Genomic DNA, 15,451 nt, shown 5'->3' with positions numbered 1-15,451 from the left:
GTGGATGGGAGGATAAACTATGAAGCAATTGATCAGGCGTGCTGCTGTTTTAGGATCAGGGGTAATGGGGTCAGGAATTGCGGCACACTTGGCTAATGTTGGTATACCAACAATTATGCTTGATATTGTACCGAAACAGTTAACAAAAAAGGAAGAAAATAAGGGGTTAACTTTAAATAATCCATCTGTTCGCAATCGAATTGCAACAGAGAGTAAAAAGGCGTTATTAAAACAAAAACCTTCCCCTATTGCAATGAAAGAGAGCCTTGATTTAATTGAAGTAGGAAATATGGAAGATGATATGGAAAAGCTAGCTGAGGTGGATTGGATTATTGAGGTTGTCGTCGAAAATTTGGAGATTAAACGAAAAGTTTTTGCGAATGTAGAACAGTATCGTAAACCAGGAACAATTGTAAGTTCAAATACATCTGGTATTTCTATTGAAGCAATGTCGAGCGAATGTTCGAAAGATTTCCGCAAACACTTCCTAGGAACACATTTCTTCAATCCACCAAGATACTTAAAATTACTTGAAGTCATTCCAACGAAAGATACTGATCCTGAAGTGCTGTCCTTTATGAAGCAATTTGGCGAAGACATTCTAGGAAAGGGTGTCGTTGAAGCTAAGGACACACCTAACTTTATTGCTAATCGAATTGGTACTTATGGCTTGTTAATTACTGTACAGGAAATGTTACGTGGCGGTTATAGTGTAGGCGAAGTTGATTCTGTAACAGGACCGTTAATTGGTAGGGCAAAAAGTGCTACCTTCCGTACCCTTGATGTCGTAGGACTAGATACATTTATCCATGTAGCGAAGAATGTATATGACCAAGTGGAAGGAGAAGAAAAAGAGAAATTTTCTGTTCCTGAATTTATGCATACAATGCAGGAAAAAGGCTGGTTAGGCGCCAAAAGTGGTCAAGGATTTTTCTTAAAGAAAAAAGGGAAAGACGGTAGTGTTATTTATGAATTAAATCCAAAGACATTGGAATATGAAGATAGGAAAAAGCTTAAAACGAAAGCGACGGAAATGGCGAAACAAGAAAAAGGCTTGCATCGAAAAATGAAAACGCTTCTAGCTCAGAAAGATGATCGAGCAAGTGCGCTCGTTTGGTCTATTTTAAAACCTGTGTTTATTTATGCTGCCGAATTAACAGGCGAAATAGCTGATGATATAGCAGCTATTGATGATGCGATGAAATGGGGCTTTGGCTGGGAACTAGGTCCATTTGAAACGTGGGATGCAATTGGTTTGCGTAAATCAGTTGAACGCATGCAAAGCGAAGGAGAAACGGTTCCTACATGGGTTTTACAATTATTAGAAGCAGGAAAGGAATCTTTCTATCAAACAGAAAATGGCAACGTCTACTTTTATGATCAAGGAACATATAAGAAAAAGGATGTCAATAAAAAAGAGATCCATTTGCGCAGTTTAAAAGAAGTGCAGGGTGTTATTAAAAAGAATACAGGAGCTAGCTTAATAGATTTAGGCGACGGGGTAGCATGTTTAGAATTTCATTCTCGAAGCAATGCCATCGGATTAGATATTATGCAAATGGTTCATTTCGCCATAGAAGAGGTGGAGAAGAATTACGAGGGTCTCGTTATTGGTAATCAAGGCAAGAACTTCTGTGTAGGAGCTAATTTAGCCATGATGTTGATGGAGGCACAAGATGATAATTTCTTTGAACTAGATATGGTTATTCGGCAATTTCAAAATATGACGATGGCAATTAAATATGCTAATAAACCAGTCGTTGTTGCACCGTTTAATATGACGCTTGGTGGTGGTGCAGAAGTGTCCTTGCCGGCAGCTTCTATTCAAGCCTCAGCAGAAACTTATATGGGACTTGTAGAATTTGGGGTAGGTCTTATTCCTGGCGGCGGCGGTACGAAAGAATTGTATGTAAAGATGCTTCGTCAACTTCCAAAAGGCGTGTCTTTCGATACGACGAAGGTAGCCAATGATGTTTTTGAAAAGGTAGCGACAGCGAAAGTATCTACTTCAGCTGCTGAAGCACGCGAATTTGGCTTTTTAGACCAATGTGATCGAATTAGCGTTAACCCTGATCATTTACTATATGATGCAAAGGAAAATGTCCTATCATTAGCTAATTCAGGCTATCGGGCGCCAAAAAGAGAAAAAATTCCAGTAGTCGGTGATGCAGGTTATGCTGCCATGGTATTAGGGGCTAAAAATTTGCATTTAAGTGGTTATGCTTCAGAACATGATGTGAAAATGGCAGAGAAATTAGCCTATGTTTTGTCAGGGGGTAGAATTCAAGAAGGAACGAAAATAGATGAACAAGTAATGCTCGATTTAGAACGAGACGCCTTTTTAAGCTTAATTGGAGAGCCAAAAACACAACAACGAATGCAACATATGTTGGTTAAAGGAAAACCATTACGTAATTAATGAAGGGGGAACTAGTGTGAAGGAAGCAGTAATTGTTGCGGGTGCAAGAACCCCTGTAGGCAAAGCAAATAAAGGGTCACTTGCTCAGTCAAGACCTGATGATTTAGCAGCGCTAACCATTAAAGAAACATTAAAACGTGCAGGTAATTATAATGGAAATATTGATGACGTGATTATTGGCACTGCTATGCCAGAAGCAGAACAAGGTATGAATATGGCTAGGAATATAGCTGGCCTTGCAGGTTTAGATCATAATGTACCTGGAATAACAGTTAATCGTTATTGTTCTTCAGGTTTACAAAGCATTGCTTACGCTGCAGAGCGCATTATGGTTGGAGCTAGTGATACCATTATTGCAGGTGGGGCAGAATCTATGAGTCTAATACCAATGGGTGGTCATGTTATTAAACCGAATTCACAGTTAGTAGAAAATGCCCCAGGATATTATATGGGAATGGGGCATACAGCAGAAGAAGTTGCCAATCGTTTTCAAATTTCTAGAGAAGATCAAGACGCTTTTGCGGTAAGAAGTCATCAACGCGCTGCTAAAGCAATCCAAGAAGGTAAATTTACGGATGAAATGGTGCCTGTTGAAGTAACGCATCGGTTCATTAATGATCAAAATAAACCAGAAGAGCAAAAGATGACATTTAAGATGGATGAAGGAGTACGTCCGGAAACATCTACTGAAATTTTAGCTAAATTAAGACCTGCATTTCATATCAATGGATCGGTTACTGCAGGAAATTCATCACAAATGAGTGATGGAGCAGCATCCGTGTTAGTAATGGATAGAGAAAAAGCAGAAGCAGATGGGTTAATACCAATGGTTAAATTTCGTTCATTCGCTGTAGCTGGCGTGGAGCCAGAAATTATGGGAGTTGGTCCGGTAGCTGCTATCCCAAAGGCTTTAAAAATTGCTGGTTTAGAATTGGCGGACATTGATTTATTTGAATTGAACGAGGCGTTTGCTTCTCAATCCGTTCGTGTTATTCAAGCTTTGGATTTAGATATGGATAAAGTCAATGTCAATGGTGGTGCAATAGCGTTAGGACATCCACTAGGTATGACAGGAACGAAATTAACGCTAACACTTATGCATGAAATGAAACGCAGGAAAGTGCAGTTTGGTGTTGTAACCATGTGTATTGGGGGAGGCATGGGAGCAGCAGGTGTTTTTGAACTGATATAATGCATGTTTGTTTGACAAAGATGAATAATCTAAAGTTTAAATTTTAAAGGGATACGTTTCATGGTGTAAAAATTAATAGAAAAGGGGTTAACATAGATGAGCGAAACAAAAGAGAAAGTATTCAAAGGCGGCGGTTTTTTAGTTGATGATTTAACTGCAGAGGACGTCATTACTCCAGAGGATTTCACCGATGAGCATAAGATGATTGCGAAAACGACAGAAGAGTTTGTGGTTGGTGAAGTAGTTCCTAAAATTGACCATTTGGAAAATCATGAATTTGAGCATTCTGTAGATTTACTAAAAAAAGCTGGTGAGTTAGGGTTGTTAGGAGCGGATGTCCCTGAAGAATATGGCGGTTTAGCTTTAGACAAAATCAGTTCTTCTTTAATTACGGAAAAATTTGCTCTTGCGGGTGGTTTTTCGGTTACACATGGTGCACATGTAGGAATTGGCTCATTGCCAATTGTGTTTTTCGGCAACGAGGAGCAAAAGGAAAAATACTTACCGAAATTAGCTACTGGAGAATTGTTAGCAGCATATGCTTTAACAGAACCAAGCTCAGGTTCAGACGCTTTAGGGGCAAAAGCTACAGCTACGTTAAATGAGGCGGGAACACATTATATTTTAAATGGAGAAAAGCAATGGATAACGAATTCAGCTTTTGCTGATGTGTTTGTCGTTTATGCTAAGATTGATGGAGAACATTTCTCCGCATTTATTGTAGAACGTGAATTTCCAGGTGTATCCACAGGGCCTGAAGAAAAGAAAATGGGAATTAAGAGTTCCTCAACTCGTACGTTGATTTTGGAAGATGCTGAAGTACCAGTAGAAAACTTATTAGGTGAAAAAGGACGGGGCCATATTATCGCATTTAATATTTTAAATGTTGGCCGCTATAAGCTTGCTATTGGTGGTGTTGGTGGAGCGAAGCGTGGCATTGAGTTAGCGGCGAAATATGTAAATGAACGTAAGCAATTTAATAAGCCTATTTCTAGCTTTTCCCTGACAAAAGAGAAACTAGCAACAATGGCTGCAGAAACATATGCAAATGAAAGTGCGGTATATCGTACGGTAGGCTTATTTGAGCAGCGAATGGGTGCACTTACGGAGGAGCAATTAAATGACGGTAGAGAAATTGCTAGAGCAATTGCCGAATACCAAATAGAATGTTCGATGAATAAGTATATGTGTACGGAACTATTGGATTTTGTAGCAGATGAAGCTGTTCAATTACATGGTGGTTACGGTTTTATGCAGGAATATGAAGTAGAGCGAATGTACCGCGATTCACGTATTAACCGTATTTTTGAAGGGACAAATGAAATTAATCGCTTATTAGTTCCTGGTACATTATTGAAGAAAGCAATGAAAGGTGAGTTGCCTTTATTACAAAAGGCACAATCACTTCAAGAAGAGCTAATGATGATGATGCCAGAAGAAGTTGGCACAGATGCATTAGAACAAGAAAAACATCTGCTTAAAAATGCGAAGAAAATGGTATTGCTAGGAGCCGGTTTAGCGGCACAGAAATTTATGCAGAACATCGACAACGAACAAGAAATTCTTGTGAACTTAGCTGATATGGTAGCAGAGGTTTACAATATGGAGTCTGCCATTTTGCGTACAGAAAAGGCAATTCACCGAAATGGTGAGGAAAAGAGTATGCAAAAGCTGTTGTATACGCAAGTTTATGTACAAGAAGCGTTTAATCGCATGGAGGCAAATGCTAAAGAAACATTAATTGCTGTAGAAGAAGGAGACACTTTACGAATGATGCTTTCTTCTTTACGTAAGTTAACGCGGCATACACCGACAAATGTAATTGCAAAAAAACGCGAAATTGCTACTGCCATTATTGAAGAAGAAAAATATACGCTATAAAAAAGTTATGTAAGAACAAAGGCGTAGCGCCCGTTTAGCAACGTAGCGACTGGATCGAATCAACAGAGATAAAGAAATCGCGGTGAACAGATGATGACTTAGTGTAGGGCGATTTCGTGAAGTTGCCTAGTTGCTGGGCGATGGAGCCGGACGTGGCTATTCGGTGTTTCGTGCTCTACAAGCACCTCATTTTATCATTTCAGATAGCAAAAAAGACGCGCTGAATCTATGAAAATAACAGATTCTAGCTCGTCTTTTTTACACTATAAGAAAACATAAAAACTTATACTTTTCTATAATGCAAACCAATAGTTGTATTAAAATTAGTAAAAGTGTGCATAAATAAAGTGCTGAAAATAATAGAGGTTATAACTAGATTGAGAAAAACCTAACACATACAAAAACTCATTTTATTCGAATTTCAATTGTCTAATTTGATATAATGATACATATTATAGATATTATAGATTGGAGGCTGTTTAATGCTGACTTTTTTCTGGTATCCGAACTGTGGGACATGCAAAAAAGCGAAAAAATGGTTAGATAATCATCAAGTAAATTATAAACCAATACATATAGTGCAAAACCCACCTAATAAAGAAGATATACTTGAACTGATGCAGAAGAGTGGGATGCCTGCAAGAAAATTCTTTAACACAAGTGGTAAAAAATATCGTGAATTAAATATGAAGGAAAAAATAGCAGATGCCACGGAAGAAGAAATGGCGGAGATACTAGCTTCTGACGGAATGCTAATTAAGCGACCAATTGTAACAGATGGCTCTAACGTAACTGTTGGCTTCAAAGAGGAAGAATTTGAAAAAAACTGGCTATAATAGCTTATTCCAACAGAACTGTCGAATAAAAAAATCAAGTTGATGAAGGATTGTACGATGTTAACTACAAGTGAAGGGTAAAACTTTTGAAATAATCTATTTAAAATAATACTGGATAATTGGGACTGAACCTTGTATAGTGAAATTGGAATATATCATTTGGAGGGAATAAATATGAGCGTACCAAAGGATTTATTATATTCAAAAGAACACGAATGGGTAAAAAAAGAAGATGGAACTGTGCGCATTGGAATTACTGCATTTGCACAAGATGAGTTAGGTGACATTGTGTTCGTTGAACTACCTGAAGTCGGTGACGAATTAGAAATCAATGAGCCTTTCGGTAGTGTAGAGTCTGTGAAAACGGTATCGGAATTATATGCTCCTATTAGTGGCAAAGTAGTTGAAATGAATGAAGAATTGGAAGATAGCCCTGAATTGGTGAATGAATCACCATACGAAAAGGCATGGATGGTCGTTGTTGAACCAACTAAGGAAACAGAATTGGATGACTTACTATCTGCGGAAGCTTACGAAGAAATTATCAGTGAATAAATATTAGAAAAACTAGGCTTGTAGCCAAAGTATTATGGCGAAAGCCTTTGTTTTTAAACCTTAAAAATTTTATACTTTCTTATAGTGTGAACAAAGCTGATCTGCAATGCTTTGCAATCAGCTTTGTTTATAAGAATGTTAATAATTGTCCGTCTGTTACATAAACTAGGAGTAAACTTATTGATAATATGAAAAGCATTATAGTACAGAGATGAAGTCTTGCTATATGATGTATACATTCAATAGTTAAAAGCCTTCTAGTTGTGCAGTTATCCTTTTATAAATATCTACATATTCCCAGCTAGGTTTACATTATTGAAAGACAGCTAAAGGTAAATAAAACATTTTTTATTGCAAGCTTGTTGCTTGATTTTTCAAGGAGTGCTGTGTGATGATTACAGATGGATCAGAAAAGGTTATGATTGTAGAAGGATTGACTGATAAGAAGCAAGTGAATAAAGTGATTGCCGAAGAGATCACCATTGTTTGCACAAATGGAACGCTTGGAGTAGAGCGATTTGATCACATGTTGGAGGAATATGGTTTAGATGATAAGGATGTTTATATTCTTGTCGACGAAGATCCTTCTGGCATCAAGCTTCGTAAACAACTAGCAAGAGAATTACCACATGCTGAACACGTCTATGTAAGTAGCGAGTACAGAGAAGTAGCGACGACACCTGAAAATGTACTAGCTCAAGTTTTAGTGAGTAAACGAATAGCGGTTAATCCTATATTTCTGATTTAATTTAAAGTAAAAAGGTGATAGTTTGCAACAAGTAACAAAAGAGCAACTACAGCAATCCAATTACTTTCTTTATATTTATACACCACTTTGCGGAACGTGTAATCTTGCTAAAAGTATGTTGCTTAAAATGGAACAAATGCAAAAGCAAGAGCTATTTTTAGAAATGAATGCATCACTACATCCAGAATTTATGCAAACGCATCAAATAGAAAGTGTTCCTTGTTTGCTTATAAAGAAAGATGGAGAGCTCGTTGAAAAAATGTATGCATTTCGTGATGTAGCAAATATATACCAACACTTGATCATGCATAGACCAGAATTGTTTTCATTTCGATAGTAAAATTACATTGACAGATAGCAAGCAACGTGTTATTATGATTTCTATTCCAATTAAATAATAATTAACTCTTATCTTGAGCGGTGGAGGGACTGGCCCTACGAACCCGCGGCAACCTTCAAATAAATGTTTTATTTTGAAAGGTGCTAATTCCTGCAAGGCGTATGTCTTGGTAGATGAGGGGACATTTTGACATGTATACGTCTTTCTGTTCTCTTGCAGAAAGGCGTTTTTAATTGCTGATGTGGGCATAATAGTAAAGGGACAAAAAGGAGGACTATGTGTGATATCGATAGAGGGTTTGCGTAAAGTTTTTACTGCAAACAAGACAGACACAACGGCTGTTGACGATGTAACCCTTTCGATTAAACAAGGAGATATCTTTGGTGTGATCGGTTATAGTGGTGCAGGAAAAAGTACGTTTGTGCGATTACTGAATCGTTTAGAAGAACCTACAGGTGGTAAGATTTTTATCCGTAATCAAGAAATAACAGCATTAAAAAAGAATGAATTGCGGTTAGCTAGACAAGATATTGGAATGGTATTCCAGCATTTTAATTTGTTATGGTCACGTACTGTAAAAGAAAATATAGCTTTCCCATTAGAAATAGCAGGTGTTGAAAAAGAAGAACGGAACCAACGTGTTCAATCTCTCATTGATTTGGTCGGTTTATCCGGGAAGGAAGCGACCTACCCTTCGCAATTAAGTGGTGGGCAAAAACAACGGGTTGGCATAGCGAGAGCATTAGCAAACAAGCCTTCCGTATTATTATGTGATGAAGCAACATCAGCCTTAGATCCAGAAACAACAAACTCTATTTTAGACTTGCTTGTTGACATAAATCAGCAATTAGGCTTAACGATTATATTAATTACACATGAAATGCATGTTATTCGAAAAATATGTAACCATGTAGCCGTGATGGAAAACGGAAAAGTGGTAGAACAAGGTAATGTATTGGATGTGTTCTCACACCCCAAAAAAGATGTTACGAAAAAGTTCGTTCAACAGCTAATGGGGGATGCAGAAGCCGAGAATGAGTTTGAACATTTAGTTCGCACATTTGAGAATGGTAAGTTGATTCGTCTCCATTTTGTAGGTGAAACAACGAACGATGCTTTAATTAGTAAGCTCGTAAAGACGTATGACATTGACATTAGTATTTTACAAGGGAAAATTACGCGAACACAGGCTGGTGCGTACGGTACGCTATTTATCCAGATGACTGGTGAAGAATCAGAAATCACACAAGCGATCCAACATGTAACAGAAAAAACTTCTGTAGAGTTGGAGGTGATTCGCGGTGTTAGCTGATTTATTTGCTACTATTAAAGTAGAAGATATTATAGAAGCAACGAAAGAAACATTTTATATGACGATTATTGCTTTAATAGGAACCTTTATTTTTGGTATTTTACTTGGATTACTGTTATTTCTCACTAATAAAGGGGGACTATGGCAAAATAAATGGGTTAACTTTATCACGGCCACGTTTGTAAATGTATTTCGTGCTATTCCTTTTATTATATTAATATTATTGTTATTCCCTTTTACTGATTTTCTTGTTGGTACGATAAGAGGCCCTAACGCTGCGCTCCCGGCATTAATTATTGGAGCAGCACCATTTTATGGACGGTTGGTGGAAATTGCTTTAAGAGAAGTAGATAAAGGTGTCATAGAGGCTGCTAAAGCAATGGGTGCCAAGACCCGAACAATTATTTTTAAAGTATTGTTACCAGAAGCAATGCCAGCTTTAATTTCAGGACTTACCGTTACTGCTATTGCGCTTATTGGTTATACAGCAATGGCAGGAGCAATTGGGTCAGGAGGCCTGGGAAGCTATGCATATTACTCGGGCTTTCAACGTAGAGACTTTGATATTGTTTTGCTTTGTTCCGTAATTATTGTGTTCATTGTATTTCTATTTCAATTTATTGGTGATTATATTACACGCAAACTAGATAAACGTTAAGGAAAATTATTAATTATAATAATGAAGTGTAATTTTGACAAATGTATGCAAATAAAAACGATGAAAGAGGAGCGTGCCAACATGAAAAAATATATTCTTTCCATTTTAATCCTTATTGTATTAGGTGGTTTATTAGCTGCTTGTGGTGGGGAAAAAGAAAAAGACGATAATAAAATAACCGTCGGAGCTTCAAGTGTACCACACGCAGAAATATTAGCAGAGGCTAAGCCGATTTTAGAAGAGAAAGGTATTACCCTGGAAATTAGTGAATACCAAGACTATGTGTTACCGAATGATGATCTTGCGAATGGAGAAATTGATGCTAACTATTATCAACACATCCCATTTCTTGAGCAAACAATTGATGATACAGGTTACGATTTAGATTATATTGCAGGTATTCATATTGAACCGATGGGCGTATATTCCAAAGGGATATCTAATGTGGAGGATATTCCAGAAGGAGCGGAAGTTATTATGAGTAACTCCGTGCCAGATCATGGGCGAATTTTAACTTTGTTTGAAGAACAAGGACTTATTAAAATAGATGAAGATGTAGACAAAGCACGTGCTACTGTTGATGATATAGTAGAAAATCCCAAAAACTTAACTTTTTCACCTGAATATGAGGCTGCTGTCCTTCCAGAATACTATGAAAGGGAAGAGGATGCCCTTGTAGCCATTAATACGAACTATGCAATTGATGCTGGTCTAAAGCCAGAAGAAGATGGTTTATTTATTGAAGGCGATGAATCTCCTTATGTGAATGTGTTGGCAGTGAAGAAAGAGGATAAAGACGATGAAGCATTAAATAAATTAGCTGAGGTCTTACAATCAGAAGAAATTCAAGCTTTTATGAGGGAAAAATATAATGGAGCAATTGTTCCAGTAAAAGAAGAGAAATAAAATAGTAGCAATAGGCTAAGATTTAGCGAAATTTACTGTATGTGTAGGTATCGCCAACGTATCCGTATATAAGTGAAATTTAACCGTGAATATGCCGAATGAAACGTTTATATCCATTTTGAGAAGGGAACTTGTCTTATGTTAAGCTTATGATGAGTCAAAACGAGGAAAGGATGATTCCCTATTCATAGTGGAATAAAAATGAAGTACACTTCTGAAATGGAAAAAGCAATGCAGCAATCGCATCATATTGGTTTTGCGGAGTATCAACGGAAGTTAAAACAACGGCTAGCAGTTGAAAAAAAACGGCAGCAAGAATATCAGAAGTGTAAGCTATTTACCTTAGCATATATGAACCAACAACACGGCTAATTATTTTAAAAATGTAGATAAATAATAGCGTAAGGGCGTTTGCGATTCGCATAAACGCCCTTTTGCTATTGTTGTAAGGCCTGCTTCAACAATTTGAACAAGCCTAAGTGAGAAATAGCAACGAAATTTTTTCGTAAGAGGGCTTTAGGTTATACTCTTAAGCTACTAAAATATTCAGTGGGATCCAAAAAAACTAAACGGATGAAAGATGCACCTTTATGTGGGTATATATCCTTGTAACCGCTGCCAGTATGCATTTTGAATCATTAAATTAAGTAGAGGCAAAGAAGTTGAGTTATCCATTATCAATAAGATAACATAAAGAATGTCCATTTATACATAGGATTTCCTGTTCTAAAGAGTTGATAATAAATTCGAAATGATTTAAGATTGTAATGAGAATAAATTGAGAATGACTATCACGCTTAGGCAATGTGATAATTACAATAATGAATTTGGAGGTATAAATATGGCTGGATCAACGCTAGAAATTAAGAATTTACACGTATCAATTGAAGATAAGGAGATACTAAAAGGTGTCGACTTAACAATAAAGGGTGGAGAATTTCATGCAATTATGGGACCAAATGGTACTGGTAAATCCACTTTAGCTTCTGCGATTATGGGGCATCCGAAGTATGAAGTTACAGAAGGAAGCATCTTATTGGATGGAGAAGATGTATTGGAAATGGAAGTAGATGAGCGTGCTCGTGCTGGTTTATTCCTTGCGATGCAATATCCAAGTGAAATTAGCGGTGTAACTACTTCTGACTTCTTGCGTTCTTCGATGAATGCTCGCCGCGGCGAAGGAAACGAAATTTCACTTATGAACTTTATTAAAGAAATGGACAATGCTCTTGATTATTTAGAAATTGATAAGAATATGGCGCAAAGATATTTGAATGAAGGGTTTTCTGGCGGGGAGAAAAAGCGTAACGAAATTCTGCAACTTATGCTACTGAAGCCTGAGATCGCCATTTTGGATGAAATCGACTCTGGTTTAGATATTGATGCATTGAAAATAGTGTCTAAAGGCATTAACAAACTTCGTGACGAAAACTTTGGCTGCTTAATTATTACACACTATCAACGTTTATTAAACTATATAACTCCTGATTTCGTGCATGTCATGATGCAAGGTCGCGTTGTTAAATCTGGTGGACCAGAATTAGCTAAGCGTCTTGAATCAGAAGGTTATGAGTGGATTAAAGAAGAATTAGGTATCGAAGATCATACTGTTGAGCAAAATGCGTAACGTAAGGAGGGGTATTTATGACTGTAGAAACCAAGTTACCATACAATAAAGAGTACATTGAACAATTTTCAAAAGAACGAAATGAACCACAATGGATGTTAGATTTACGACTTCAAGCGTTAAATAACGCTGAAAAGCTAGAATTGCCAAAACCGGATAAAACGAAGATTGGTAAATGGAATTTTACGGAGTTTAAACATACAGCAAAAGGTGAGGAAATTACTTCATTACAAGATCTGCCCGTTGAATTACAGGAATATTTAGATGAAAATAACTTACCTGAGAACCTCCTAATTCAGCGTAATCATTCTGTTGCTCACAGTACATTAAGTAAAGAACTGGAAGATAAAGGTGTTATCTTCACAGATATTTTTACTGCTTTGCAGTATCATGGCGATCTCGTACAGCGCTATTATATGAAGGATGCCGTATCTGTTGATGAGCATCGTTTAACAGCCATGCATGCAGCTTTAATGAACAGTGGTGTTTTTGTTTACATTCCTAAAAATGTCGTTGTTGAAGCACCTTTACAAGCTATATTCTGGCAGGAAGATCCAGAGCTCTCTATATTTAACCATGTACTCGTCGTCGCAGAACAAGGCAGTTCAGTAACGTATGTAGAAAATTATATTTCTCATAATGAAAACGAATCAACGGTTGCAAATATTGTAACAGAAGTTATTGCCCAAGATAATGCAAAAGTTTCTTTTGGGGCGGTGGATAATTTTGCCGCAGGTACTACGGCATACAATAACCGTCGTGGGGTTGCTTACCGGGATGCAACGATTGAGTGGGCACTTGGACAAATGAATGAAGGTAATACCGTCTCAGAGAATATTACCCATTTAGTTGGCGAGAATTCACTATCCAATGCGAAGACAGTATCTGTTGGCCGTGGAAAACAAACACAAAACTTCACTGCAAAAATTGTCCATTTTGGTAAAAATTCAGAAGGATATATTTTACAACACGGTGTAATGAAAGAAGGGGCTACTTCTATTTTTAACGGAATTGGTAAAATAGAACACGGTGCTTCCAAATCAAATGCGGAGCAAGAATCACGTGTACTCATGTTAAGTGAGAAAGCTCGTGGGGATGCCAACCCGATTTTATTAATCGATGAAGATGATGTAACTGCTGGTCACGCAGCTTCTGTTGGGAGAGTAGATCCATTACAGCTTTATTATTTAATGAGTCGAGGAATTACACAAGAAGAAGCAGAACGTCTAATTATTCATGGTTTCTTAGCTCCAGTAGTAAATCAACTTCCAATTGAAGCGGTGAAAAATCAATTGACGCAAGTTATTGAAAGGAAGGTATATTAATGGATGTTAAAGCCATTCGCGAGCAATTTCCTATTCTCAACCAGGAAGTGAATGGCCATCCTTTTGTTTATTTAGATTCTTCAGCGACTTCACAAAAGCCTATCCAAGTGATTGAAGCTGTAGATACCTATTATCGGACATATAATTCCAATGTTCATCGTGGCGTGCATACGCTAGGTACAAAAGCAACAACTGCGTATGAGGGAGCAAGAGAAAAAGTACGTCGTTTTATTCATGCATCCAGTAGTGCCGAAATTATTTTTACGCGAGGAACTACAACGGCGATTAATACCATTGCAACTAGCTACGCACGGACTAACTTACAAGCTGGGGATGAAATTATAATTACGCCAATGGAGCATCATAGTAATATTATCCCTTGGCAACAAGCTGCCAAAGCCACCGGTGCTACATTAAAATATATACCATTACAAGAGGATGGGACGATCCGGTTAGAAGATGTCAGGGAAATGGTTTCCGAACAAACAAAAATAGTTGCAATGACGCATGTATCTAATGTGTTAGGTACGATCAATCCAATAAAAGAAGTAGCCGCTATAGCTCATGATCATGGAGCTATTATGGTAGTAGATGGAGCACAAGGCGCACCGCATATGAAAGTAGATGTTCAAGAGCTTGATTGTGATTTCTATGCTTTTTCAGGTCATAAAATGTGCGCTCCAACTGGTATTGGTGTACTTTATGGAAAAAAAGAATTGCTCGAAAATATGGAGCCAGTTGAATTTGGCGGAGAAATGATTGATTTCGTAAATCTTTATGACTCCACATGGAAAGAGCTTCCATGGAAATTTGAAGGTGGTACGCCAATTATTGCTGGTGCTATAGGTTTAGGGGCGGCTATTGATTTTATCGAAGACATCGGTATGGATGCTATTTCAAAGCATGAGGAAAAACTTGCCACATATGCCTATGAAAAAATGCAAGCGATGGATGGGATTAAGATTTATGGTCCAAAACATCGTGCTGCGCTTATTACGTTTAATCTTGACGATGTCCATCCTCATGATACAGCAACCGTTTTAGATGCAGATGGAATTGCTGTTCGAGCAGGTCATCATTGTGCACAGCCATTAATGCGTTGGCTTGATGTGACAGCAACGGCGAGAGCAAGCCTCTATTTGTATAATACAGAAGAAGATGTTGACCGTCTCGTAGACGGACTCAAGAAGACAAAGGAGTATTTTGGGAATGGCTTTTAATAACCTAGATACACTTTACAGACAAGTAATTATGGATCATTATAAAAACCCGCGGAACAAAGGCAATTTAGATGGAGATACTTTGACAGTCGACATGAACAATCCTACTTGCGGAGATCGAATTCAGCTTAATATGCAAGTAGAAGATGGGATTGTTAAAGATGCCAAATTTGAAGGTGAGGGCTGTTCGATTAGTATGGCCTCAGCTTCTATGATGACCCAAGCAATTAAAGGGTTAGAAGTTAAAAAAGCTTTGAAAATGTCCGAGATGTTCTCCAAAATGATGTTAGGAGAAGATGTTGATACGACAGGCCTAGATGTAGGAGATATTGAAGCACTGCAAGGTGTATCCAAGTTTCCTGCAAGAATTAAATGTGCCACCCTTTGTTGGAAAGCAATGGAAAAGGGTGTTAAAGACGAATAAAAGTCAAA

The 15,451-nt window shown here is 37.5% G+C and carries 15 protein-coding genes and 1 riboswitch; all 15 genes read left to right on the top strand.

Annotated elements, in window-relative coordinates:
- Positions 1-19 precede the first annotated feature (19 nt).
- Positions 20-2,419: a 3-hydroxyacyl-CoA dehydrogenase/enoyl-CoA hydratase family protein gene (locus B2C77_RS14255; protein WP_077705081.1), complete on the top strand. Its 2,400-nt coding sequence runs from the start codon at positions 20-22 to the stop codon at positions 2,417-2,419.
- 16 nt (positions 2,420-2,435) lie between these two features.
- On the top strand, positions 2,436-3,611 hold the full coding sequence (locus B2C77_RS14250; RefSeq protein ID WP_077705078.1) for an acetyl-CoA C-acetyltransferase: 1,176 nt from the start codon (positions 2,436-2,438) through the stop codon (positions 3,609-3,611).
- 96 nt (positions 3,612-3,707) lie between these two features.
- A complete protein-coding gene (locus tag B2C77_RS14245; RefSeq protein ID WP_077705075.1) occupies positions 3,708-5,492 on the top strand; it encodes an acyl-CoA dehydrogenase FadE in 1,785 nt (594 codons plus the stop codon).
- A gap of 482 nt (positions 5,493-5,974) precedes the next feature.
- A complete protein-coding gene (locus tag B2C77_RS14240) occupies positions 5,975-6,328 on the top strand; it encodes an arsenate reductase family protein (protein WP_077705072.1) in 354 nt (117 codons plus the stop codon).
- Between the two features lie 174 nt (positions 6,329-6,502).
- Positions 6,503-6,883 (top strand): glycine cleavage system protein GcvH, encoded by a 381-nt coding sequence (gene gcvH, locus B2C77_RS14235; protein ID WP_073007348.1) that lies wholly within the window; start codon positions 6,503-6,505, stop codon positions 6,881-6,883.
- A 391-nt stretch (positions 6,884-7,274) separates the two neighbouring features.
- Complete coding sequence (locus tag B2C77_RS14230; RefSeq protein ID WP_077705069.1) at positions 7,275-7,631, top strand: toprim domain-containing protein; 357 nt, start codon at positions 7,275-7,277, stop codon at positions 7,629-7,631.
- Between the two features lie 22 nt (positions 7,632-7,653).
- Complete coding sequence (locus B2C77_RS14225; protein WP_077705066.1) at positions 7,654-7,968, top strand: thioredoxin family protein; 315 nt, start codon at positions 7,654-7,656, stop codon at positions 7,966-7,968.
- Between the two features lie 68 nt (positions 7,969-8,036).
- A riboswitch (SAM riboswitch) is annotated at positions 8,037-8,151 on the top strand.
- A gap of 100 nt (positions 8,152-8,251) precedes the next feature.
- The gene (locus B2C77_RS14220) at positions 8,252-9,283 is read left to right on the top strand and encodes a methionine ABC transporter ATP-binding protein (RefSeq protein ID WP_077705063.1); all 1,032 of its coding nucleotides are present in this window, start codon (positions 8,252-8,254) and stop codon (positions 9,281-9,283) included.
- Complete coding sequence (locus B2C77_RS14215; protein WP_077705060.1) at positions 9,273-9,941, top strand: methionine ABC transporter permease; 669 nt, start codon at positions 9,273-9,275, stop codon at positions 9,939-9,941. The genes B2C77_RS14220 and B2C77_RS14215 overlap by 11 nt, the downstream gene beginning before the upstream one ends.
- A gap of 81 nt (positions 9,942-10,022) precedes the next feature.
- A complete protein-coding gene (locus B2C77_RS14210; protein ID WP_077705058.1) occupies positions 10,023-10,847 on the top strand; it encodes a MetQ/NlpA family ABC transporter substrate-binding protein in 825 nt (274 codons plus the stop codon).
- Between the two features lie 201 nt (positions 10,848-11,048).
- Positions 11,049-11,219, top strand: a complete 171-nt coding sequence (locus B2C77_RS21720) for a YuzK family famiily protein (RefSeq protein WP_164085238.1) — start codon at positions 11,049-11,051, stop codon at positions 11,217-11,219.
- Positions 11,220-11,688: 469 nt separating this feature from the next.
- A complete protein-coding gene (gene sufC / locus B2C77_RS14205; protein WP_077705055.1) occupies positions 11,689-12,474 on the top strand; it encodes a Fe-S cluster assembly ATPase SufC in 786 nt (261 codons plus the stop codon).
- A 17-nt stretch (positions 12,475-12,491) separates the two neighbouring features.
- Complete coding sequence (gene sufD, locus B2C77_RS14200) at positions 12,492-13,799, top strand: Fe-S cluster assembly protein SufD (protein ID WP_077705052.1); 1,308 nt, start codon at positions 12,492-12,494, stop codon at positions 13,797-13,799.
- Entirely contained in the window at positions 13,799-15,019 is a 1,221-nt protein-coding gene (locus B2C77_RS14195) for a cysteine desulfurase (RefSeq protein WP_077705049.1), read from the top strand. Before sufD ends, B2C77_RS14195 begins: the two co-directional genes overlap by 1 nt.
- Complete coding sequence (gene sufU / locus B2C77_RS14190; RefSeq protein ID WP_077705046.1) at positions 15,009-15,443, top strand: Fe-S cluster assembly sulfur transfer protein SufU; 435 nt, start codon at positions 15,009-15,011, stop codon at positions 15,441-15,443. Before B2C77_RS14195 ends, sufU begins: the two co-directional genes overlap by 11 nt.
- The last annotated feature ends 8 nt before the right edge of the window (positions 15,444-15,451 follow it).

The sequence above is a fragment of the Virgibacillus dokdonensis genome (genome assembly GCF_900166595.1).
In the GTDB taxonomy this organism is placed as follows: domain Bacteria; phylum Bacillota; class Bacilli; order Bacillales; family Amphibacillaceae; genus Virgibacillus; species Virgibacillus dokdonensis.
This window is presented reverse-complemented; position numbering and strand designations above follow the sequence as displayed.